General features: G+C 42.7%; 19 protein-coding genes. 11 read left to right on the top strand and 8 right to left on the bottom strand.

What is annotated here, in order from left to right; all coding sequences use genetic code 11:
- Positions 1-311: 311 nt before the first annotated feature.
- The 3 genes from CYL31_RS02635 to CYL31_RS02645 all read left to right on the top strand — a co-directional run bounded on the left by CYL31_RS02635 (position 312) and on the right by CYL31_RS02645 (position 2,081).
- Positions 312-950 carry a hypothetical protein gene (locus CYL31_RS02635; RefSeq protein WP_212917439.1) on the top strand — a complete coding sequence of 213 codons (639 nt, stop codon included), beginning with the start codon at positions 312-314 and terminating at the stop codon, positions 948-950.
- A gap of 207 nt (positions 951-1,157) precedes the next feature.
- Positions 1,158-1,496 (top strand): hypothetical protein, encoded by a 339-nt coding sequence (locus CYL31_RS02640; protein WP_212917440.1) that lies wholly within the window; start codon positions 1,158-1,160, stop codon positions 1,494-1,496.
- A 114-nt stretch (positions 1,497-1,610) separates the two neighbouring features.
- Positions 1,611-2,081, top strand: coding sequence for an SPFH domain-containing protein (locus CYL31_RS02645; RefSeq protein WP_212917441.1), 471 nt, complete (start codon positions 1,611-1,613; stop codon positions 2,079-2,081).
- A 105-nt stretch (positions 2,082-2,186) separates the two neighbouring features.
- Here the strand turns inward: CYL31_RS02645 and CYL31_RS02650 are convergent, their stop codons facing one another.
- Entirely contained in the window at positions 2,187-2,486 is a 300-nt protein-coding gene (locus tag CYL31_RS02650; protein ID WP_212917442.1) for a type II toxin-antitoxin system RelE/ParE family toxin, read from the bottom strand.
- Positions 2,483-2,725, bottom strand: a complete 243-nt coding sequence (locus CYL31_RS02655; protein WP_111608278.1) for a type II toxin-antitoxin system ParD family antitoxin — start codon at positions 2,723-2,725, stop codon at positions 2,483-2,485. Before CYL31_RS02655 ends, CYL31_RS02650 begins: the two co-directional genes overlap by 4 nt.
- 257 nt (positions 2,726-2,982) lie before the next feature.
- Here CYL31_RS02655 and CYL31_RS02660 point away from each other — a divergent pair, with 257 nt between their 5' ends.
- From CYL31_RS02660 to CYL31_RS02675, 4 genes are all read left to right on the top strand, one after another.
- On the top strand, positions 2,983-3,852 hold the full coding sequence (locus tag CYL31_RS02660) for a DUF4394 domain-containing protein (protein WP_249411675.1): 870 nt from the start codon (positions 2,983-2,985) through the stop codon (positions 3,850-3,852).
- A gap of 165 nt (positions 3,853-4,017) precedes the next feature.
- Entirely contained in the window at positions 4,018-4,776 is a 759-nt protein-coding gene (locus CYL31_RS02665) for a polysaccharide lyase family 20 protein (protein WP_212917444.1), read from the top strand.
- A 22-nt stretch (positions 4,777-4,798) separates the two neighbouring features.
- Complete coding sequence (locus CYL31_RS02670; protein ID WP_212917445.1) at positions 4,799-5,299, top strand: GNAT family N-acetyltransferase; 501 nt, start codon at positions 4,799-4,801, stop codon at positions 5,297-5,299.
- Between the two features lie 296 nt (positions 5,300-5,595).
- Positions 5,596-9,741, top strand: a complete 4,146-nt coding sequence (locus tag CYL31_RS02675; RefSeq protein ID WP_212917446.1) for a CHASE domain-containing protein — start codon at positions 5,596-5,598, stop codon at positions 9,739-9,741.
- Between the two features lie 524 nt (positions 9,742-10,265).
- On the opposite strand, the gene CYL31_RS02680 is transcribed toward CYL31_RS02675, so the two are convergent.
- The 6 genes from CYL31_RS02680 to CYL31_RS02705 form a co-directional block, all read right to left on the bottom strand.
- Entirely contained in the window at positions 10,266-11,288 is a 1,023-nt protein-coding gene (locus tag CYL31_RS02680) for a LacI family DNA-binding transcriptional regulator (protein WP_212917447.1), read from the bottom strand.
- Between the two features lie 3 nt (positions 11,289-11,291).
- Positions 11,292-12,335, bottom strand: a complete 1,044-nt coding sequence (locus tag CYL31_RS02685; protein WP_212917448.1) for a carbohydrate ABC transporter permease — start codon at positions 12,333-12,335, stop codon at positions 11,292-11,294.
- A gap of 2 nt (positions 12,336-12,337) precedes the next feature.
- Complete coding sequence (locus CYL31_RS02690; RefSeq protein ID WP_212917449.1) at positions 12,338-13,327, bottom strand: carbohydrate ABC transporter permease; 990 nt, start codon at positions 13,325-13,327, stop codon at positions 12,338-12,340.
- Positions 13,324-14,415: an ABC transporter ATP-binding protein gene (locus CYL31_RS02695; protein ID WP_212917450.1), complete on the bottom strand. Its 1,092-nt coding sequence runs from the start codon at positions 14,413-14,415 to the stop codon at positions 13,324-13,326. The genes CYL31_RS02690 and CYL31_RS02695 overlap by 4 nt, the downstream gene beginning before the upstream one ends.
- Positions 14,416-14,609: 194 nt before the next feature.
- Positions 14,610-15,695, bottom strand: coding sequence for a beta-galactosidase BglB (bglB, locus tag CYL31_RS02700; protein WP_212917451.1), 1,086 nt, complete (start codon positions 15,693-15,695; stop codon positions 14,610-14,612).
- 81 nt (positions 15,696-15,776) lie between these two features.
- Positions 15,777-18,308 (bottom strand): hypothetical protein, encoded by a 2,532-nt coding sequence (locus CYL31_RS02705; protein ID WP_212917452.1) that lies wholly within the window; start codon positions 18,306-18,308, stop codon positions 15,777-15,779.
- Positions 18,309-18,496: 188 nt separating this feature from the next.
- On the opposite strand from CYL31_RS02705, the gene CYL31_RS02710 reads away from it, so the two are divergent.
- From CYL31_RS02710 to CYL31_RS02725, 4 genes are all read left to right on the top strand, one after another.
- Complete coding sequence (locus CYL31_RS02710) at positions 18,497-19,771, top strand: ABC transporter substrate-binding protein (RefSeq protein ID WP_212917453.1); 1,275 nt, start codon at positions 18,497-18,499, stop codon at positions 19,769-19,771.
- Positions 19,772-19,939: 168 nt separating this feature from the next.
- Positions 19,940-20,785 (top strand): arylamine N-acetyltransferase family protein, encoded by an 846-nt coding sequence (locus tag CYL31_RS02715; protein ID WP_212917454.1) that lies wholly within the window; start codon positions 19,940-19,942, stop codon positions 20,783-20,785.
- Entirely contained in the window at positions 20,782-21,756 is a 975-nt protein-coding gene (locus CYL31_RS02720; protein ID WP_212917455.1) for a DMT family transporter, read from the top strand. Before CYL31_RS02715 ends, CYL31_RS02720 begins: the two co-directional genes overlap by 4 nt.
- On the top strand, positions 21,731-22,324 hold the full coding sequence (locus tag CYL31_RS02725; RefSeq protein WP_212917456.1) for a Crp/Fnr family transcriptional regulator: 594 nt from the start codon (positions 21,731-21,733) through the stop codon (positions 22,322-22,324). Before CYL31_RS02720 ends, CYL31_RS02725 begins: the two co-directional genes overlap by 26 nt.
- The last annotated feature ends 326 nt before the right edge of the window (positions 22,325-22,650 follow it).

Raw genomic sequence — 22,650 nt, forward strand, 5'->3', positions numbered from 1 at the left:
TTATTTTTATGACTGCCGACTTTTGGCTCGGTTTGCCTGTTTTGAATAGTCCTATTTTGCGTATTTGTACTGGCAGTAAGTTAGAAAGTCTTTTAGTATCAATAGCTCAGAATATCAGCAGCCGAAATAACAGGCTGTGAATAAATGTGTAAACCCGCACGCTCGGATTTCCAACTAACCAGCCTGTGGAAAAGGTTAAAAAGTGCCATAGAAGCAGAGTTTTACAGGGATTTTTATGGAACTTAAAACAGTGTAGATGCGCAAGCGCACTATTAAAATGTTAGATTACTTCGGAAGGTTAGGTTGTACTTGTGGAAAAAATATTAAAAAAATATTTAGAATTATTTGATTATCCATTTATAAAAGCAGTAATAGATACATTTTTTGGAGTGCTGTTTTGCTTGTTGGCACCTGCTTTAATTATTCTTTCTGCACTTGCGAGAGAAAAGCTAGGTCTACCTTGGAGCTTTAATTTTAATTGGGATTTCTGGGGACTCAATTGGTTGAAAAGCTTTTTGGAGTGGTTTGTTTCTTTTTTTGTAAACTCCGTTTTGACTTACTTTGAGTTATTTTTACTTTCGATGATGGGAGCCGTATTTGTATACTTCTATATCACAAGGAGAACAATAAAGTCGTTTATTGCTCTGTTTCTTTTTAAGAAAATAACTACACCTTTACTTATCTCGTACTTTATTTTTATTGTAGTGGATAAACTAATTAGAATTGATACTTTCTCCAATTCAGTTTTTCTCGATAATAACTGGTCGCCTATACATGCCTCAACAGATGGTATTACATTCTTTTATGCATTGATATTTACATGGTTTATGACTGCTTATGCAATGAACAAGCAGTCTAATATTCTTTTAAAGAAAGATATTGAAAATGGAAATATATCATTTACAACCAGACTTAACGATTTAAGGCAAGAATACATAAAGAGAGGGTGATTAGTAATCTAACAAGTACTTTAAACGGAACAAAAACAGTTGGCTTTGTTTCGTACCTCAACAGGATTAGCCAACTACTTTTGTCCACTTAAGCGGGCGTTAGCTATCTTTTAGGAAACGCGAGAAAATCTCAACTAATTGCCTGTCTGTGTTTCGTAATAATGATATTATATGGAGCGTCAAACTCCTATCACAGAATAAAAATATATGAATAAACAAGCAATTACAGATTCAGTCAACTTCACAGGTTCCGTAGCTTCGATTACTGGTATCTCACTTTTGGCATTTGAAAATACATTCTCTGAAATAAATGTAGTAACTATTCTTAGCTACCTTGTCGGCTCCGCATTTTTCTTAGGTATTACAGGCGTGACCTGTTCACTTCTCTTAAAACTTAAAGGTTGGCTGTTTTCAAAGTTCTCAGATTTAGTCGCTTGTTCAATACTTGTTTTTTCTGTGGGGGCAAGCATTTGGTGGGTTATGTTTATTGCAAAGGTTTGTCATTTTATAGCTAAAGAACTCAAGTATTTTGTTGGGTGGCACTGATAGCTAACAAAGCATTTAAGAGTGATTCGCAACGCTTGGCAGTTTCGCTTCGCTCAAGTATAGCCAAGCGCCGCTCACACCTTAATGCGGCGTTATAAGCACTAAGGAGAGTTCATGCATCCGAATAGGAATGCGATCGCATTTGGTGGCCTAATTGGTCTAGTATTATTTTTTGTTTTACTAATTGTTTTAGCTTTATGGACTTGGCCAAAATATAAAGTTTATAAACTCGAAATGAATGGTATTGCTTCGCTAAAAGAAGCCGAATGGAGTAAGCAAATTCTGATAGAAGAAGCTAAAGCCCGTGAAGCTGCTGCACTTATGCAGGCGAAAGCACGAGTTACTCTCGCTGAAGCTGATGGTAAAGCTAAAATTGTGCAAGCTAAAGCCGAAGGTCAAGCTGACATTGAGCGTGCAAAAGCCGCAGCAGAAGCCAATAAAATTATTGGAGAGTCATTGAAAGACAACGAAGCTTACCTTCGTTATATCTGGATTAAAGGCTTACAAGACGGAAATGGTGAGCGCATCTATATTCCAACTGAAGCTGGGTTGCCAATTCTAGAAGCAGGAAAAGCAGGTAAGTAATAAAGTACTTATAACAAGCAATTAAAGCGGGACTTTTTACAGTTTGCTCGGTTTCGCTTCGCTTCACATTTTAGCAAACTATTAAAAAGCCCCTTAATGTGGGCGTTATGCCCCAAACATTGGATTCACATCCATACTCTTATGTAAGATCCTGATAATTTGAATATTCTGACTACCAATTTGTTGATAAAAAATAACATGGCTTCCTTGTGGAAACTTTCGGTAGCCATCTCTGATTTCATCACACGCTTTGCCAATGTCAGGGTTTTCAGCTAATAGCCAAAATGACTCATCGAATTGTTTTAGATAAATATTTCGCTGCTCTCGCCCCCACCGACGGGAGGTAAACAAGGCAATATCTTTTAAATCGGATTTTGCCTTGATGGTAAGTTGGAATGGTTTCATTTTTTCTCTTCGTTATCGAGTTCATTGATCAACGAATCGAGGTCATAATCTGCCATACCACTTTCTTCACCTTCAACGAGTAGCTGTCGTAAGGTGTTCATTTTCGTTTCTTGTGTTTCAAGTAAACGTAAAGCGGAACGAATCACTTCACTTGCTGAACCATAGCGTCCACTTTGGACCTGGCTACTGATAAAGCTATCAAAATGTTCACCAAGCGTAATGCTAGTATTTTTCGCCATTGCGATCTCCTGAATACCAAATAATACCTAATTATGGTATTTGGTTGGTTTTATCGCAAGTGGAGGATGACAAACAATGTAAGCCTATTCGTTACGAGTGGACGTCGTTAATCCTTGTCTTTTCATCGCTCCGAAAATTATTTTTCAAAAAAATATCCTTTATCTGAAACCTTTTTTTAAAAGGTGAGTATCTCTGTATGAGCCACCCAATTGGGTGACACCTGGTTTACTAATACAACTCATATAGGATGATTATGATGAAAAAGACGATTATTGCTGCCACGACCGCTTTTGCTGTTTCTGCTTGTTCAACTGGCTTTTACGGAACATCTGACCAAGCTAGCCCTGTCGCTGGGTACGCGCTTGCTAATAATGGAACGACTTTGATCACAATGGGGTCTATCGCGTCTCCTGCGAAAATGGACACTTTTACCCTAAGCAACAAGCTGGATGCCGTGGCTTATCGCCCCGTCACTGGCGAGCTGTTGGGCTATTCCAACGGCGCGGTTTATGCTGTGAATACTAAGACTGGTAAGCTAACTGATCTGGGTGCTACCTTCACAAATGGCGCCATGATTTCCAAGGATGCATCAGCCACCGCGATGGATTTTAATAACGCCATCGATGCGGTTCGTATGGTGGGTTCTGACGGGACAAACTTGGTGTATTTCCCAGTCGGTTTTGGTGACCAAGATAAGCGCGCTAATTCCGTATTGAAATTCACCTCTACCTTTTATGTAAAAGGCGACAGCAACGAAGGCATGACGCCTGAAATTTTTGCCAACGCTTATACAAACGCCATTGCCGGTGCAAAAGCGTCGAGCACTTTCCAGTTTGCGTTAGATAGCAAAACAGATTCATTGGTCAGCCTTGCTAATAATGCTGGCGAATTAAAAACCGTCGCTAAGATCACCGTTAATGGCAAGGCCGTTGACGTATCATCAATGGGTGGCTTCGATATTGTTTCTGCTAAAGAAGGTTCTGACGCGGCTTACGCCATATTGCAGCTCGAAGGTGCATCAAAAGCCGGCCTTTACTCTATAGACCTTACGACAGGCGCGGCAAGCTTAATGGCCGACCTACCAATGGGTGGCTTTAGCGGCTTTGCTGTCTCAGGCGGCAAATAATTGCAAAAGGTGTTTTTACACCAGTAGTAATTCAATGATAGGTAAGGTCAAGATGAAAAATCCCCGTATTCTTCATCTTGACCTTAATTCGTCGACAACTATTTGGCGAACAACCCTCGCAAACTTTAGAATGATGAGGTGAGTAATTAATAAGGTTTGCTTCCCATGTCTCGTTTTTCAATGGCCTTATGGCTGTATTTTTTGGTTATCCCCGTTCAGGCACAGTCTGTTGAGCAAGATATGAGTCATGGGGATTTCGGCCCTTTTATGCGTTCGTTAAATAATACGAGCTATGGTTATCAAGTTATTCAGGACATTACCGAGGGCGCGCCAACCAAACTAATCGAGAAATTCGAGGTGCGTCCAAGAGACTGCTACTGGAATAAAGGCTGGAACGATTGCGAGCAAGATCGCGAACGCAGTGAGTTATCCGAGCAGCAGAAAACGACGTCAGTAGGTAGTGACGCTTGGTACGGTTGGTCGATTTATTTTCCTGATGATTATCCCAATGTTTTTCCTACCAAGGTGGCTCTCGGTCAATTTCATCAAGCTAATTCTCACCCTATTTGGATGTTTCAAAATGGCCGTGGCGGGTACCATCTAGACGATCATATTTCCGGTACTAAGAAAAACTACGAGTTGATTAGTGAGGCTGATCTGCGAGGCCAGTGGCATAAAATTGAAGTGCATGCTCGCTGGGAAAAAGACGATTCTGGTGTGTTCCAAGTTTGGGTAAACGGCAAGCAAAAAGTCGACTACCAAGGCCCGACGATGGACGCAGACATTGTGTATTTTAAGTACGGTGTGTATCGATCTTTTTTATCACGATATAAACAAGCTAAGCAGTTAAACGCTGTGCCGCCGCAAATTGTCTATTACAGCAATGTGAAGCGTGGTAAAAATAGAGCATCGCTTCAGCCTTAGATAATTGCCATCGGGAGATAAAATGAGCGTTCAAATTCGTCCAGCTGTCATTGAGGATTTACCCGCATTAACCGATCTTTATAATCACTACATAGTAAATACGGCGACTACTTTTGATATAGAGCCGTACACGTTAGAAGGTCGAGCAGTTTGGTTTTCGCAGTTTGCGCCAACAGGTCGGTATCGTTTACTGGTGGCGGAACAAGACGGAGAAATTCTCGGCTACGCCTGCAGTGGGCAATTCAAGCCTAAACGCGCTTATGAAACCTCAGTGGAAGTCAGTATTTATCTAAAGCCAAATACCAAAGGTCGAGGTTTGGGAACCGCCTTGTACCTTGAGCTGTTCGAGCAATTGGAAACAGAAGACGTACATCGCGCCTACGCTGGCATCACTTTACCTAATGAAGCCTCACAAATTATCCATGAAAAGTTCGGTTTTGAATCCGTTGGTGTCTACCTAGAAGTAGGCCGAAAATTTGGCCAATACTGGGACGTGGAATGGTTCGAGAAAGAGGTTGGTTAAGGCGACAGTTTTTCAAGTGAAAATGGCTCTTTTTTGCTATCTCTGAATAGAGGTTACGACTGTTTGTTTTACGCAGTGTGTTAAGCCTGATTACATACCTTTACCCTTTTAATCAATACTCTTCTTTTTTTAATAAATGGCTTGGTCTACCTTTTATATTCAGGTCGAAGTGAATGTTAAAGGGAGGGGATTGGTCATGGGGGTTTCTAATAAGAATTGTTGCGGGTTTTATTTCTTCAAGGCTATTACTTTTTCCGTCCCGTTTATGCTGAAGAAGTACAAAGTAGTTATGACATATGAATAAAAAAAAGGCCCGTAAAATTGGCTTTCTAACCTTTTGGCTTCCACTGTTGTTTGGCATTCTAACCACCTCTGTTGTGGTCAGTACGGTTAACTATCAAAATGAATACGAAGTAAAGTCATACACCGATGACCTTGCTAATAAAGCTGAGAGCTTGATTGCCGAACGGTTTAAACATTATGAGTATGGTTTGCGAGGTCTCAGAGGGGCGATTGTGAGCGTGGGAGTTGATAATATTACCCGCAAGCAATTCGAAAACTACAGCCATAGCCGTGATATTGAGCATGAGTTTCCTGGCGCTCTGGGTTTCGGTTTTATTCGCCGGGTTCCGCTCGCTGAAGAGGCAAGTTTTATTGCTCGTACTAGAGAAGATGGCACGCCCAATTTTTCGATTCGAGCTTTAGCACCACACGATACCGACCGTTTTGTTATCCAATATATTTATCCGACTTATAAAAACAAACAAGCCATCGGGCTTGATATTGGATCAGAAGCGAATCGCCGCTCTGCCGCCTTACTTTCGGCTAGAAAGGATGTACCTTATTTAACGGCTCCGATCACCCTTGTACAAGCGAATAAAAAGCCTCGTAAAGGTGCACTCGTACTGCTGCCTATTTATTCTGACAATGTTGTTTTGAACACCATGGAAGCCCGTGAAAGTGCGGTAATGGGTTGGTCTTACGCTCCGTTAGTCATTGACGAAGTATTAGCTAATCTTGATTCTTTAACAGACCAATCCTATGTCTCTTTAACCAATCTTACAGAAAGTGAGCCGTTTTATCGTTCAAAAGACACAGAAACGCTTGGGTCATTAGAAGACAAAGTGGTGCGTAATATCTATGTGTTAGGTCAGCATTGGAAGATGGAGCTGGTTCCTTCAATCCAAGATGTAAATCAGGTCAAGCCTTGGGCGGTGAGTTGGTTTGTTGTGTTTGGTTTAGGGCTTACTCTGTTGACGCTTTTTATCATTAATTTGCTAGGTATTAATGGTGAGAAGGAAGAGTCTTATACCGACAGTTATCAACTAAGTTTTCGTAGTTTATTGGTTTTTCTAAGTCGTACACGTGTTAAGCGATCCTTCAAATTCGCCTTGCTGCTTTCCTTTCTAATGCTTTTTGGGGTGGGTTGGTTAATTGTACAAAGTCATTTTATAGAGGTGAGTGATAGCCTTTCAAAAACAAAAGGTGCTGCGCTTTCAAGCCTAAATAAGGACGCGACGAGTTATCGCAGAGATACTCTTTATCTTGCGAATACCCCTGCCATTGTTGCTTTAGAAAAATTACAAACAGAGGACATTCAATCAGGAAAAACCGTGGCAGCGTTATCGCTATGGAATGAGCGACTGGCTGATATTTTTAAAGCTTATATGCTGCCTAACAAAGATGTGCATCAAGTGCGATTTATAGAAGCTAGTAATGGTTGGTATGAGCGAGTCAAAGTGCAGCGTATTGGTGAAGACCTGAGAGCATTTAGTGGGGAAGAGCTCCAATCTAAAGAAAGTGAAACGTATATTGCTCAAACGCTTCAAGCTGGGATTGATCGTGTCTTCCAGTCAGACATTAATTTAAATCGTAAATTAGGGAAAATCGAACAGCCTAGTCGACCTATTTGGCGCTTTTCTACGCCTTTGTTTCATACTGATGGCAGTGTATTCGGTATCATTATTATTAACGTGAGTGCTGAGAATATTCTTAAAACTACGGCTGAACATGTCGTCAAAGATACCGATTTATACATAACCAACAAAAACGGTGATTATTTACTTCATCCTAATGCGTCTAAAGCTTTTACGTTCGAATATGGTAATCCTCACCGTTGGCAGGATGAATTTACCTCTGCTTCTTTATTTTATGGCCTAAACGCTTTTGATTTAATGAGCTTTAAGGGACAGAACGGTAGTGTATTCGCAGAGCAAGGACGTTTTTCGCTGGGCAATAGTGATGACGAGCGGGTTTTGAACGTCTATAGCACAACCTCTCAATTTTCACTCTTCAAAAAAGTAGCCATCGACATTGGCTATGTTATTGCCGTCCTGTTTTCCGTTATTTTTATAGGTTTTACTGTTCAATACTGGATTTGGTTAAGTGGGAAAATACGTCATAAAGATGCCTTAAACGCACAGTTAGAAAACCAAAAAAATAAAGAAATGATGCGCTTCAAAGGATTATTGGAATCGGCACCGGATGCAACCTTTGTAGTTGATGAATATGACATTATTCAGATGGTCAATGCGCAAGTCGAAAAAATATTTGGTTATGATAGGTTTGAATTAGAAGGGCAGTGCATACAAAAATTATTGCCAGAGTATTCTAAAAAAGTCAGTGAATCGCGAATATTAGAAGAATATCAGGGTGATCAGGCAATCGTTCTAGGGCGCGACGAAAAGCTTTTTGCATTAGGAAGCAATGGGATTCAATTTCCAGCTGAAATCAGCTTAAGCGCGGTGCGCCTAGATGAAAAAATACTGGTATCCGCTTCAGTACGCAATATTAGTGAAAGACTTGCTATAGAAGAAAAGCTTCGCGCAGCCTTACGCGACGCTGAATTAGCGACAGAAGCAAAAAGTGCCTTTTTAGCGAACACCAGTCATGAAATTCGTACACCGCTTAATGCCATTATTGGGCTAAGTTATCTCTTGTCTGAAGATCAATTAACCGACGCCCAGCATCAATTGGTTTCTAAAATTCAGGTCTCTGGGAAGTCGTTGCTTGGCATTGTTAATGATGTGTTAGATTTGTCGAAAATTGAAGCGAACGAAATGGAGCTGGAAACACAGCCTGTCGAGTTACGCGAGCTTTGCGAAGAGGTATCGAGTCTGTTCGCCATTCAAGCAGAAGCCAAGAGTGTCGAATTCAACGTTGAATTAGACTCTAAACTTCCGTCTTGGGTGATAGCGGATAGCGTTAGATTGCGCCAAATAATGGTGAATTTGCTTAGTAATTCTCTGAAGTTCACTTCCGCAGGTAAAGTGTCCATTAGTGCTGAGGTGATAACCAGCGAGCAGACATTGCCAGGAGATCTGGTGAATGTACGGTTAACTGTCATAGATACAGGAATTGGTATTTCATCTGATGCTCAGTCGCGTTTATTCAAACCCTTCACGCAAGCAGATTCGAGCACCACTCGCCGTTTTGGTGGTACTGGCTTAGGATTATCTATAGTGCATCAGTTGGTTCAGTTAATGGGCGGTAAGATTAGTGTTGAAAGTAGAGAGGGTTTTGGTAGTAAGTTTTGGGTGGATCTACCGCTTAAAACCCAAACATTGGAAGAAATCGCAGCACAAGAAAATCAAAATCAAACGCTCTTTGTTTTTATTGCTGAAGATGACCCTGTGGACGCCGAGCAGCTTAAACAAATTGCTCGCTCGCTTGGCTGGCGATCTGAAGTTGTGGGGAGTAGCGAGGATCTTGTTAAAGCCTATATCACTCGTCAAAATAATAAGTTACGCGCCCCCGATGCCATTATTGTGGATCATCAAATCCCTTCAAAAGGTGGTTTCAGTGCGATTAGCCATCTTGTTGCTACTATCGGTAGAGAACATCTCCCTGCGGTTCTGATGCTCTCATCCCACAATAAAGACAGTATGGCATCAAAAGACTCTGAGCATTTGATCAATCACTTTTTATTAAAACCTATCACTTCAACCACTCTGTTTAGTGCGATGAATAACATTGTGCCTCTCAATGCAGGTAATTCTAAACGCGTGCAGCCATCAAGTAGTGTTGAGGCGGCTGGAGTAAAATTGTTATTGGGTATTCGGCTGCTTGTTGTGGATGACAGTGCGACTAATCTTCTGGTTGTGAGCCGTATCTTAGAGCATAACGGCGCTGTCGTTCAGACCGCAAACAGTGGTGAGGAAGCATTAGCCCAGTTAAATGATTCATCCAATAACTTCGATGCTGTATTAATGGATGTGCAAATGCCGGGGATTGATGGCCTTGAGACAACGTCACGAGTTAGAAACGATTTAGGGTTAACATCATTACCCATTATTGCCCTAACTGCTGGAGCATTAGTCGAAGAAAAAAACCGTGCCTTGGAGGCAGGTATGAACGATTTTCTAACGAAACCTATTAACCCAGCAAAGCTTATTAATGTGGTAAGCACATGGGTAGAAGGTTATCGAGGCAAGGACGTCTAGACCGCCGTTATCCGATAAACCTGCATTAACGCTTGAGCCAAAATTTAAAGCAGAGCCAAATGTTAGAGCAGAGCCAAATGTTAGAGCAGAGCCAAATGTTAGAGCAGAGCCAGGAGTACTAGCAGAGACTAAGTAAGACCAGTGGCCTGTGATTGCTGGGTTGAACCCTGATAAAGCGCAATACATATTGTTTGGTGATAAAGCACTCTTTTTGCATACGCCAATCTGGCTTTAACACCAGAGGAAAGTATTGATCATGCTGAATCTGTAGTGTCACGCCTTCAGCCGGCAGCGCAAGTTCATAAATTGAGAAGTGTGTCTGGTAACGCGCATCTTAATCTTATTAGGCAATCAAGGTTTGAAGCCTTGGGCGACATTGAAGAGCACAGTGAATCATTATGAGTAGCCTTAGGCGATGATAACTTTGGGCAATTTCAAGAGTGCCTAACGAGGCTTAACTACAAAAAAGCCACATCAATACTTATGTCACTGAGTAAGACGCTAAGGGTCTTATAGCGTATTTACTACACCGCTTTACAAGATTGCCTTTCAATAAGACGACAGCCGAGTTCTACTCTTCGTGCAGGTGCATTTTTGCTTGTGCGACGGGTAAGAAGTTCGAGCTCTTCCAAGGCGCAACGGGCAATGTGATGCAGCGGCGTATGAACGGTTGATAGCGCAGGTTGCATCATTTGGCCGGCAAACACGTCATCAAAGCCGAGAATAGAAACATCCTTCGGCACTTGAATACCTTTCTTTTGTAAGGCATTAAGAACACCGATGGCGACGTTGTCGGCAAGACAAAAGAAGGCGGTTACCTGGTTTAGGTCTGGGTTCTGTTCCAACCATTCAGTCATGCCTTTTTCAGCAATGTCTGGCTGGAAGCTGTCCAGCTGAATGCTGGTAGTCGTTATGCCTAATTCTAGGTGTTCATTAATGGCTTCTTTAAAGCCATCTAAACGCTGTCTGATGGTATAACGCCCCGGCCAAGAGACGATGCCAATGTTCCTGTGACCTAGCTCAATTAGGTGCTCAACACCTAAACGAGCACCGTTCCTATCACCGATACCAACCGACCCAATGTGCATACCGGGTTCTTGTCCAGCAAGCAAAATACAGGGTAAAGCGGTATTGATCACTTCGTTCAGGAGTTTTTGGTTTTCGTCGAAGTACACCAAAATGCCGTCGCATTTGGTCTTCGTCATACGTTCCGATATCTTGTTGTAATCGCCTTGAATTTCGTCGATCAAAACAGGTTCGATTTCGACCCCTTTTTGCTCGCATTCCTTGCGTAGTGTTTCGAGTATTGTCCATGAGACGAAATTGACGTCGGTTTGTCTCAAGCGTTCAGAATCAACAAACAGGGCGATTTTCCGCAATGTTGCTGTCTGTGCGCGCTTGATACGAGAGTCCAAATAGCCAATATCTTTGGCGATTTGTAACACTCTTTGGCGAACGTCGTCAGATATCTTGGCGGTGCCATTGAGTACATGACTTACTGTACTGATGGCGACACCGCTTTGTTCTGAGATTTTCTTTAAACTCATAGCTTATTTGACTCCACTGCCTGCTACGCCCTCAGTAATGTATTTTTGTAAAACAAGAAAGACGATTGTCACTGGTAACAGTGCAATAACGGTCATCGCGAGAATATAGTGCCACTCTACCGAGAATTGCCCTTGGAAAGCATTTAAACCAATTTGTAGCGTGTAGTTCTCTGGACTTGATAACACGATCAATGGCCAGAGGAAATCATTCCATCGCCATATTACCGAGAATATAGCCAATACCGCCAGAGCTGGCGCACAAAGCGGTAACACAATGCGCCAGTAAATCCGAAATTCTGAGGCCGCATCGACTCGTGCTGCTTCGATCAAATCATCAGGAATGGTGAGCATATATTGCCGTAGCATAAACACACCGGTTGGTGTGGCGACCGTGGCAAAAATCACCCCCCATAAATTGTCCGCGAGATTTAAGCCAACAATAACGATAAAAGCGGGTACCATTATGACAGAAAGCGGCAGCATCAAGGTGGACAAAATCAACATGAAGATCGCATTTTTGCCGCGGAATTTATACTTAGATAAAGCAAAGGCTGCCATTGAGTTGAGCAGTAGCGTCAATATTGTCGCCACTACAGTGACGAACACTGTATTTTTGATGTAAGTAAAAAAATCAAAACGCTCTAAAGGATCAGTGTAGTTACTCCACTGGAAATGCACATCTTTGAGCTGAGTGATTTCTGAAATAGGTACCTGAAAAGTTTTTTCTGGTTTTTCCATATCCAGCACTGTGGCTTTTATGCCAATTCGACGCACCATGGCGACTTTTTTGGTTTCGCCACTAGCTTGCGTCCACTCCCAAACTGAAAGGTCTTTGTCATAGCCTTCTACCTGAGTGCTGACAGTAGACTGTGGAATTAAACTCGGAGGGAAGCTGTTTACTTCGGCCTGAGTTTTGAGTGACGACAACATGGCCCATGCAATAGGAATAGCAATTACGGCTGTGCCTAGTGTTAGCCAAAGCCAAGATAAAATGTCGGTGATGTCCATTTTACCAGGACGACGAGTACGGGTTAAAAACTTAAGCATAATTAGTACTCCGCTTTTTTCGCAAGCCAGACTTGTATCAAGGTCAGCGCGAGCAGGGCTAAGCCCATTAATACCGATGCCGCAGACGCCAGACCATAGAGTCTAACTTCTGAGCTGAAGGCGGTTTGATAGATAAATTGCACGATGAAGGTGTTGGCGGTTCCTGGCCCACCACCATCGGTCAGTACCCAAGCTTCGTCGAACACTTGAACTGAACGAATCAATAGAAGCACAGCAACCACTAATAAATTGGGTGTCAGAAGGGGGAGAGTGATTCGCCAAAATTGTCGCCATTCGCTGGTGCCATCGACTTTTGCCGCTTCATAAATGTCTCTTGGAATGGCTTGTAAACCTGCCAAAATGATCAGGGTAAAGAAGCCCATATGAAACCAAATAGACACATAGACAACCCAAAAACGTGACCACCAGACTTCCAATAGGAAGATTGTGCGCTCGCCACCAAGATCCAATACAAGAGCATTAAGCAAGCCATCACGAGCTAAAAACCATTTCCAAATAAGCCCAACAACTACAGGAGAAAGCAGCACAGGATAAAAGAAAATGGAACGAAATAGCGCCTTACCTTTGCTTAAACGATTTAGTACGATTGCGGTGATGAGTGCCATGACCAAGGTGCCAGTGGCGTTAAGTAAGGTGTACCACCAAGTGTTGTGAACAGCGGTCCAAAAAAGATCGAATTCACAGCTGGCAGGGTCCATATAACTGCCGCAGTTAAGTAGGCGTGAGAAGTTTTCTAAGCCAACAAAGGGGCGATCCCAGATCAACATGTTGGTGCCGCCAGTAAAAGCATAAGCGATGGCTAAACCGACTGGCAAAAACACGAACAAGGAGAAAAGCACCATGTTCGGCGCGACAAACAGGTAACCCATGCGTTGCACGCCTATCTTTTTTTGCACATAGACGGTCGGCAATTCAACCAGTCGCATGAATTTATCGAGAATCGAGAAAAGGAAAGCGGACAGGTTTTTCATACTTCTATCCTCTTAAAGGCTTGATCTGTTTTATCGCAGAAGACGTGCATAAATTGCGAGGTAAAACGTAAGAAAATAGTATCGCCAATTTCGGCGTCAAAATGATGAGGAAGGTGGGCAACTAAATCTTCTTTTTCGCCCTGAATAGAGCCGTAAATGAAGGTTTCGTGTCCCATACATTCAAGCTGGGTGATTTCTAATGGAATGCCCGACTCAGCGATTTCTATGTGTGATGGTCGAACACCAAGGGTGACACTATCGCCTATTTTAGCTGTCTTTGAGATGACTGGAATACTGAATTCGCCGATGGATTTTGAGGTCACCTCTATGCCATTGTCAGATACCTTGGTGATGCCGGCTTGAAATATATTCATTTTTGGAGAGCCGATAAATTCGGCTACAAAACGATTGGCAGGACGTTCGAAAAGATCGAGAGGTTTTCCGACTTGTTCAATTCTTCCCGCATTTACCACGACGATTTTTTCAGCCATGGTCATGGCTTCGACCTGATCGTGGGTTACGTAAATCATGGTGGTGTTGAGTTTTTTATGGAGCTTGGTGATCTCGCCTCGAGTTTGTACACGTAATTTTGCATCCAGATTAGACAGAGGCTCGTCAAACAAAAATACTTTAGGGTTACGGACAATGGCTCGACCAATGGCGACACGTTGACGCTGTCCACCGGAAAGCGCTCTAGGTTTGCGGTCCATATAAGGCAGAAGGTCGAGTAGTTTTGCGGCTTTTTGGATACGTTCTTCAATAATGGCTCGGTCCATATTGAGATTTTCGAGACCAAACGAGAGGTTTTTCTTTACCGTCATATGTGGGTAAAGCGCATAGGATTGGAATACCATGGCGATTTCTCGCTCGGCAGGTGAAAGTCTATTAACGACTTTGCCATCAAACAGAATTTCCCCTGAGGTAATGTCTTCTAATCCAGAAATTAAGCGCAATAACGTCGACTTACCACAACCTGACGGTCCGACCAAAGCGACAAACTCTCCGTCTTCGATGTCGATGTTAACCTGATGCATGACATCAATGGATTCATAACGTTTGTGAAGGTTTTTGAGCTGAATGGCAGCCATGTTGTGCTCCTGTTTTATATTTATTATTAGAGGTCATTCACGACTACTACGCTTGTCAATACGTTGTTAAAAATAGATTCAAAATGCTCATTTATAATTCATAAACTCCGCTTTTTCGTCTATTTTTGCCTCGTCTTGGCTTCGCTCGTGACGTCGTGAAAAGGCCTCTATTAGAGTATTTATTAATGCGAGTGTTAACGTGTTTTGTTTGTAAAACTCCGATACTCCGACAGAAAAAGTGACGCAAGTGCTTGGCCATAAGGTGTTGGAATATTGCCAATTTGCTTATAAAAATCTAATGAGTGTCCCATGGCGGTGCCGTCTGATACTTCTTCCAAAATACCTTTTTCATTGATTCTGGTGAGCACAGCATTCAGACATAAATCGATCATTTCTTGGTATTCTGTGATGTCTAATAATCCTTCACGACAACCTGCCAGTAAACCATAACCGATGGCAGCGGTGGCCGATGCTTCAATAGGTGAACTAGGGTCATCAAGTAACGTATGAAACATGCCGTCTTCACGTTGACATTTTTTGAGTGCTCTGACTTGTGTTAAATACACATTTTTGAGCTGTCGAGCGGTGACGCTTTGAGGTTCAAGGATGCGAAACAGCTCCGGAATAGACAGTGTTAGCCAAGCATTACCGCGTGCCCAAAGTGCGTTGGCGAAGTTGTGGCGACCATGGAAGGTCCAGCCGTGGTAAAACAAGCCGCTGTGGGTATCGCCAAGAAAGCGGATATGACACAAATATTGGTATTGCGCTTCTTGTGTCCATTCTGGACGTTGGCAAAGTTTGCCTGCTGCGCCCATAAATAACGCTGCCATAAACAAGGTGTCGTCCCAGAGTTCGCCATCGTTATCGCGTTCTTTGACGAGATGCTGATAACCTTCTTCATCGGTTTTGGGCATTTTAGTGTGTATCCAATCTGCCCATTCTTCGACAATGTTTTTCCAATCGTCACGCTGAAAATGTTCTGCTAATAATGCCAGTGTCAGCATAGGTGCAGTGGAGTTAACCTGACGACGAGGTAAACCGCGTTGGATCTGCCAATCGTACCAGCGGCCAATGCGTTCTAGTGCAGCTTGGTCGTTGCGTTCTTTTGCATCACGAAAATCACCGTATAAACCGACGCCTACTTCCCAATCCCATTCATCAAACAGAATCTCGTCACTGAATTCTGCTTCGACATTGCCAATGCCTTTAAGCGAACGAAACCCCTGCGACAACGAGGTTAAGGCATCATTTAAATTGTGCGTGTTCATGTGTGTTTGCATGTTTGTTCTCCAAATACTTAGTCTGTCTAACGTGACAAATAGCGTCTTAATAAATAACCACCCGATACATTGCTAGGTGGTTCATGGATGTACGTTTTGCCAAGGAATAAGCTTTGTATCGCCAAACGTTATGTGTGGTATAGGTAGCAATGGTGCAAACGGAATTGGTTCGCCTTTTAGGTGAATTCCTGTGTGGTAATGTAAAGCCAATGTACCATTGTCATAGGTTAGATTGATTTGGTTGTCTTCGGCTTGGAAGTCAGGAGCATGCGCCAAACAATATTCACGGAAACTGGCCAAACTTTTGTGCTCATCTACTTCGCCTGTAATCACTAACCATGCAGAATGCTTGCTATAGGCGCGCCATTCGTAGCCTGCATATAGACCATGTTTTAGTGGCTGTAGGGCTTGCGAGGAGTAGATACCGACTAGTGCAGAGCCTGTGCGAGCAAATAACCAATGGGATTCTGCGATAAATTCGTCGCAGATCGGTGCTGGTACAAAGGCATGGGTAAAGTTAATGACATCAGCGAAGGCTCTTTGGTCAAAAATCATCAAACCAATGTTTTTGTATTGCGCGACTTTTGGATGAACACCGTTGCCCGCCCAATAGGAAGGTCGGCTTCCGCCCCATACTTTAAGATCACCAGGGTGGTTTATCCAAAAACGCGCCAAAGGATGAGCATTGGTTTGCACATCTAAAAAGTGTTGCTGGTGGCCTTTTTGTCCAGTTTTATAATCGGATACCGTGGACAGCTGTAATGAAGCTGATTTCCATAAGGTGATCTTCGCGTTGTGATCTAATCCTTGTGTGTATCTTGAGTAGATGGATTCTCCAGCAGGCACACTTAGTAAACGCTGGCATAGTTGAGGAGGTTGATAATCGCTCACGGCTAATAATGCAGTAACACGGTCATAGCCTGGATACCATTGGCCGCCAAAGGCAATAGCCGCGATAGAACCAAGTTCGGTTGCTGGTCCTGCTAATAATTCTTTTTCATAAATTCGGCCTTGAGAGCCGGCGCATACGCTGCCAGTGGTGTGTAGCGCGACCATAATAAAAATTTGGTCAATCAGCTGCTTAGCTCTAGAAACCAAAATGTCGTCTTCGGCATTGGTCATTAGAGTAAATAAGCCAAGAAAATCTATGGGGTAATAAGCCGCTGAGTTCCACTCTGCTAAGCCGTGATCATCCATTGAGTCAAACCAACGGATTAAACGAGCATGTGCTTGAGCTTTATGTTGTTTGCCTGTTTTGCCACTGTTTGGAAATATCTCATCTTCGAATAAGCTACCGGCAAGGTACTGCGCAACGTGGAAGCATAAAACATGGTTTTCGCTCCAGAACCACATAACATCATTGCCCGGTTCATCTAGCCAGTAGCGGAAGTTTAGTACTTCGTGTTTGACTTGATCCCATAGCGCAGGTTCAAGTTGAGAGTAACCATAACTTTTGTACATCCAAAGAAGAGGTAATATCCAGAAATCCGCGCAATCATGGCGCTCTTTAATAGGCAGTAGAGCACGTTCAATAAGGCGGCTGGCTAATTCAGGCTGTTGCTTTAGGGCGAGAGCAGCTAATGCTCTGGCTGGTTCTTCCTTGCCATGGCTGAGCATGGTTTCTAAGGCGAGTGCTTTGCGAGTAGCCAGGTCTGTCGCTGTTACATCGATCGCTGGTGGTAAAATGGTCGTGCCAAGACTACGGCTGAAAGTAAGTGGGCCAGTTTTGACGAGAAAACGTAGTGAAATACAGCCTGCGTTTAAGCCTTTGGTATTGAAAAGCGTTGTTGAGGAGAATTGCTGATCAACAACAAAGCTGACCTCTTCTTGCATCTTCATACCGTCAAGTAGCACATTCATTGTGACGGTTTCGCGCGGATGACTACCTGTATCCAGCAACACTTTAGTCGCCTGCAAAGGTTTGTAATCGGCTTCGATCAATAAATCTTCATCGCAGTAAAAAACTTGGTTGGTGCGCAAGCCTTCTAGGGTCTTTTCGATTTCTTTTACTTCGTCCTCATCGACTTCTAGTGATAATCCTGTTTTTATTTGATGACCTTTTTTTAGAGTTAAAACAAAATAACAGCTGGCGTCACGCTCGTGTAATTCTTCTAAAAATACAGCCAGTTCGCAGCTGCCTTTTGGAAGATTTAAAGTGAAGAATTGGCTGGTCGGACTATTGCGTTGATAATGGTCTAACTGGACTACTTTTTGGCCATCTTGCCAAATATGAACGCCACCGCAAGTTTCTAAAGAGAAGGTAACTTCTTGAGCTTGTTCTGAGTATAAAGAGCAAGTCAGCCAGCGTTTGATTAGAGTTGGGCGAAAACGAAAAGTGGAAAAATCCACTCGATTATCTTCACCGCCAAAATAGATTTCAGGGAAAGAAAGAGTATTAGGAAGGGATACGGTCCGCTGAGCAATATGCTCTCTCAAACTTTCTCTACAGGGTAGATCCCCTGTATCTACCCAGCCGTTAATAAAGCGATAGTCTACGGCGTCAGGCATGGTTCTGGCTTCGCCTGGAAAATAAGTTTCTTCTGCAGGAGACATAGCCCAGCGATTGATTGCGCTGTTAGTAGCAAGGTCCCAATAGATTTTATTTTTATTCATTATGGGTCTCTTATCTTAGTGAAATTTTTTTCATTATTATTTTATTTAAAATGATGTTTCAAATATATTTGGCAATTTTTATCAGTATATGTCTATAATCTAACCGCTATCAATAGTAGATATCGAATAAATTTAATGAAAATATTTTCACAACCTTAATCAAATAAAAAGAAAATGAGGTGAAGTAAATGGCTCGTTTGAATCTTGTTCTAAGTACCCTTGCTGTCGCATCGCTATTTGCTGTACAGGCACAAGCGGCAACACAAAAACTCACTTTTTGGTTTACCGATGACGACCCTAACTATGTGAAAAAAATGGGAGAGTTGGTTGATCAGTTTGAAGAAACACATCCTGATATTTCAGTAGATTTTGTGACGACTAGCTATGCTCAATCCAAAGAGCAACTGCCTTTGCAATTGTCTGTGGGGGAAGGTCCTGATCTGGCGAAAATTGCCGATAACTCTCTAATTGCATTCACTTTGGACTTACGTCCTTATATGAAAGATCCGGAGGGTTTCACTAAGCTTCATGGTAATACGTTAAGCTTATTACGCGATGAAAAAAGTGCCCCAGATAAGATTGGTGGCTATGTTGCGTCGCAAACCCTTAACCAGCCTTTTGTGAATGTTACCTTGTTCGAGCAAGCCGGTGTTCCATTGCCGAAAAAAGGCGCGACACTTGCTGACGTGGTTGCTGCGTCGGTTAAAGTCGCGGATAAAACCGGTGTTGATATTCCTTTTACGATGGACCGCTCTGGTCATCGCTTCAGTGGCCCTGCGTACTCCTATGGCGCCAATTTTGTTAATGACGATGGCACCTTTAACTTTCCCGATGCACCAACCAAAGCCTATATAAAAGATCTTTATAACTGGACAAAAACCGGCGCTTTTCCTAAAGAAATGTGGGGTGCCGCAGGCGGAACTCGTTATAAAAACATGGGCGATGAATTTATTAATGCCAACGTAGTGACCTATTTTGCGGGCAATTGGATGGTTAATCCCTTTAAAGAAAAAATAGGCGATGCATTCGAATGGACCGCCTTGGACGCGCCTTGTGGCGACGGTGGTTGTATTCCTATGCCTGGCGCTACTTATATGGCGGCATTTAAGCACACCAAACACCCTGAAGCGGTGGCCGAGTTAATTGAATACTTAGGATCCGAGCCTGTGCAAAGAGAGCTTGCGGAGGAATTTATTATTATCCCAGGTGCGAATGTTCAAAATCTGAATTACCAGCTTGAGGATGAAAATGCTAAATCGGCCATGACAGTATTTGCTAATAACGCGAGTAATGTAACAGAAAGCATTCGTCGTCTTCAGAAGGCAAAAGGCGCCAATATAGTTTATGACTCTGCTGTACAGCGAATGAGTCAGCTCATCGTAGGCGAACTAACGTTAGAAGAGACATATGAGCGCATGGCGTCAGATATAGCAAAAGGTAATGCGGAGCTGCGTAAACAATAACTTTTGGTCTTCATTTTTTGTGTGGGAAGCGTCAAACTTTTGGCAGCGTGAAAGCGCTGCTTTTTTTTGCGCATTTTATAGGAATTAACCTAGGTTAATTCCTTCTCTTATCTGTTGCTGTAGTCTTGGCTGTATTCTATCTCTATTGATGATTAAAGGGAGCGCAGTATGTCGTTGTCATCCAGTCTACAAAATTATATATCTGATCTTGGCTTGGTTGCGCCAGAGCAGCCAAGTATTAAGTTTGTTAGAGCATTGCAATCGGCCCATGTGGCTCGTTACAGCTTTAATAGTTTGGCGGTGGTGTTGGGCGAAGAGATTTCTTTGGATCTTGATGCGATCAGTCAGAAAATAGTGACGCGTGGTTTAGGTGGGTATTGTTTTGAACACAACAAGCTAACGTTTGAGCTTTTAAAAGCCTTGGGTTATGACGTACAACTTAAGTTAGCACGAGTGCTGAATAATAATTTTGAGCGAGAAGCGGGCAGAACCCATAGAGTAACTTTGCTAACTCTAGAAGGTGTGAGCTATTTGGTTGACACCGGCTTTGGTGGCAATGGGCCGATTGCACCATTGCGGTTAGATATTAATACGTCACAAACGGCTGGCTTAGACCTCTATCGAGTGCTTGATAAAGGTAATGGCGAGTACGATATTCAAGTAATGAAGGGCGAGGAATACTTTACGCTTTATCGTTTTGATCATGCGATTTACAGTGATGCAGATTGTGCGCTTGGGCATTTTTATTCTTATAAGAATAAAAATGCGGTGTTTTTAAAGAACCTAATGGTGACTTTGAAGAGGGAAGATCAAACAGTCGTTTTGGTTAATGCGGAGCTGACTATTAGAGATTGCCAAGGCGAGCACAAGCTTTCTATCGATACTCCACAATCCCTTGGAAGCATTTTGGCATCTGAGTTCGATATTGCCCTTGAGCCTGCGGTGGTCGAGCATCTTTTTATTCGTTTTCTGGCGCCTATGTTGGCTGTTGATAAAGTTGAGACGATGTCATGAGCTCGTTTTATACCTTGTTGCTGTGGGCTTGGCTGATGGCGTCTTCCTTTATTGTGTCGGGTCATATGGTGGAATATGCCAGTCCGATTGCAACGTCGGCGTTTCGTTTTTTATTGGCGATGTTGATTATGTTGCCTGCGCTATTATTCAGTTGGCATCGAGCTAAGTTAAATAAAATCGAGCAGTTTAAGGCGTTGTTCGCATCTCGTCAGCGGCTTTTTCATTATGTGGTAATAAGTGGTGCGCTGGTGGGATTTTTTATTGGTTTATTTGTTGCGTTACAGTCCACTACGCCGTTGAATACCTCTGTTTTATACACCTTGGTTCCCTTAATTGGTGTGATGATAACGAGAATTTGGCTTAAAGAAGTCGCGCCTTTGTGGCGAGTAATTGGTTTTGTTCTTGGCTCAATCGGCGCGATGACAGTGTTATTTTCTACACAAGGCTCTTCTACACAAGGCTTTCCTGCCCAGGGTAACGACGGATTTCAGTGGCATTCCGGTGATTATATTTTTGTTGGGGCGTGTTTTTTATTGGCGTTGCATGTGGTGTCGGTACAAAAGTGGGGGCGTTCGTTAGGCGCGTTGTCTGGTGCGTTTATGATTATGCTGTTTGGAACGCTTTGGCTGCTGCCTATTGCGTTGATTTGGGGAGAGCTTGATCAGGTGCAGTGGGCGTCGCAAGGTTTTTGGATAAATGTCTTGTATCTAACTGTGTTTACTACTTTATTCACCTTTGTGTTGCAGCAGCGTTTGGTGATGACGGTTGGGGCGAGTCGGCTGCTTGCGATATCTTATACAATACCCGTTTGGGTGGCTTTGTTTACGGCGTTGTCTCAGTCGCGTTTATTAAGCTTGATGGACTGGCCTTTTGCTTCTGGCATTGTGTTTTTAGGCGTTGCACTGTTTCTTATCGACGGTAATTTGAGCAAGGTGAAAATCGCTGATGGATCGAATTCAACTGCAAAATAGCTTCGAAGCGTATTTTAACGAATGGGGCTACGAGATTGATTGGCAACGATTGACGGTGCCAATGGATGTGCATGTTATTAGAAAGGACGATTACTTGTTTCAGCAAGGTTATGTGGCAAATCGTTTGTATTTTTTGCATTCTGGTTTAGTGCGTTATGTGAGTGTTTCCGATGAAGGAAAAGAGTTCACGCAAACCTTTGCGAAGAGCCCGAGAATCATTGGTTCGACTAAGGCAATGGTGACAGGAGACCATGTGTTATTCGGCATTCAGGCCTTGGAGGATTGCATTGTGTCTTCTTATCCTTGGCAAGTGTTCTACGAGCAGATGCGTCAGGATATTGGCTTTTTAGAATGCTACGCCAAGTTTCTAGAGCGTATTTTTATTACCAAAGAAGAGCGTGAAAATGCCTTTGTAAAACATTCCGCAGAGCGTCGTTATCTTGATTTTTGTGCCTCCTACCCCGAGTTAAAAAACACTATTCCACAGCAGCAGATTGCGTTTTATATCGGTATTACTCCAGTGGCTTTGAGCCGAATTCGGCAAAGGCTGAAGTTAAATCATGTTTGATTTTTTTCTTGAAATAATCAATTTCTCCCTAGTGTTTACTTAGTTATTTCATCATTTGGTAAAGTTAATATGCGTGTTTGTGTATGGTTTTATTCCGCAATTTGTTTTTTTAAAATATAAAAATAATTTATATATCAATGTCTTGAGTTGTTTTTAGTATTTTATTTTGATGCCTTTTTAAATTTGGGCATGCTCCATGCAATCCTCCTCGTAGTGAGAAAATAACCTTTGTAGTTCACCTTACCTATTTGACTGGGCTCCCCTCTCGGTCAAATAGACGTGGTGTTCGCTTAGTAGCTTCTTACCGTTTCATAACAAAAATAAGG

This window comes from Marinomonas sp. A3A, from assembly GCF_018336955.1.
Classification (GTDB): domain Bacteria; phylum Pseudomonadota; class Gammaproteobacteria; order Pseudomonadales; family Marinomonadaceae; genus Marinomonas; species Marinomonas lutimaris.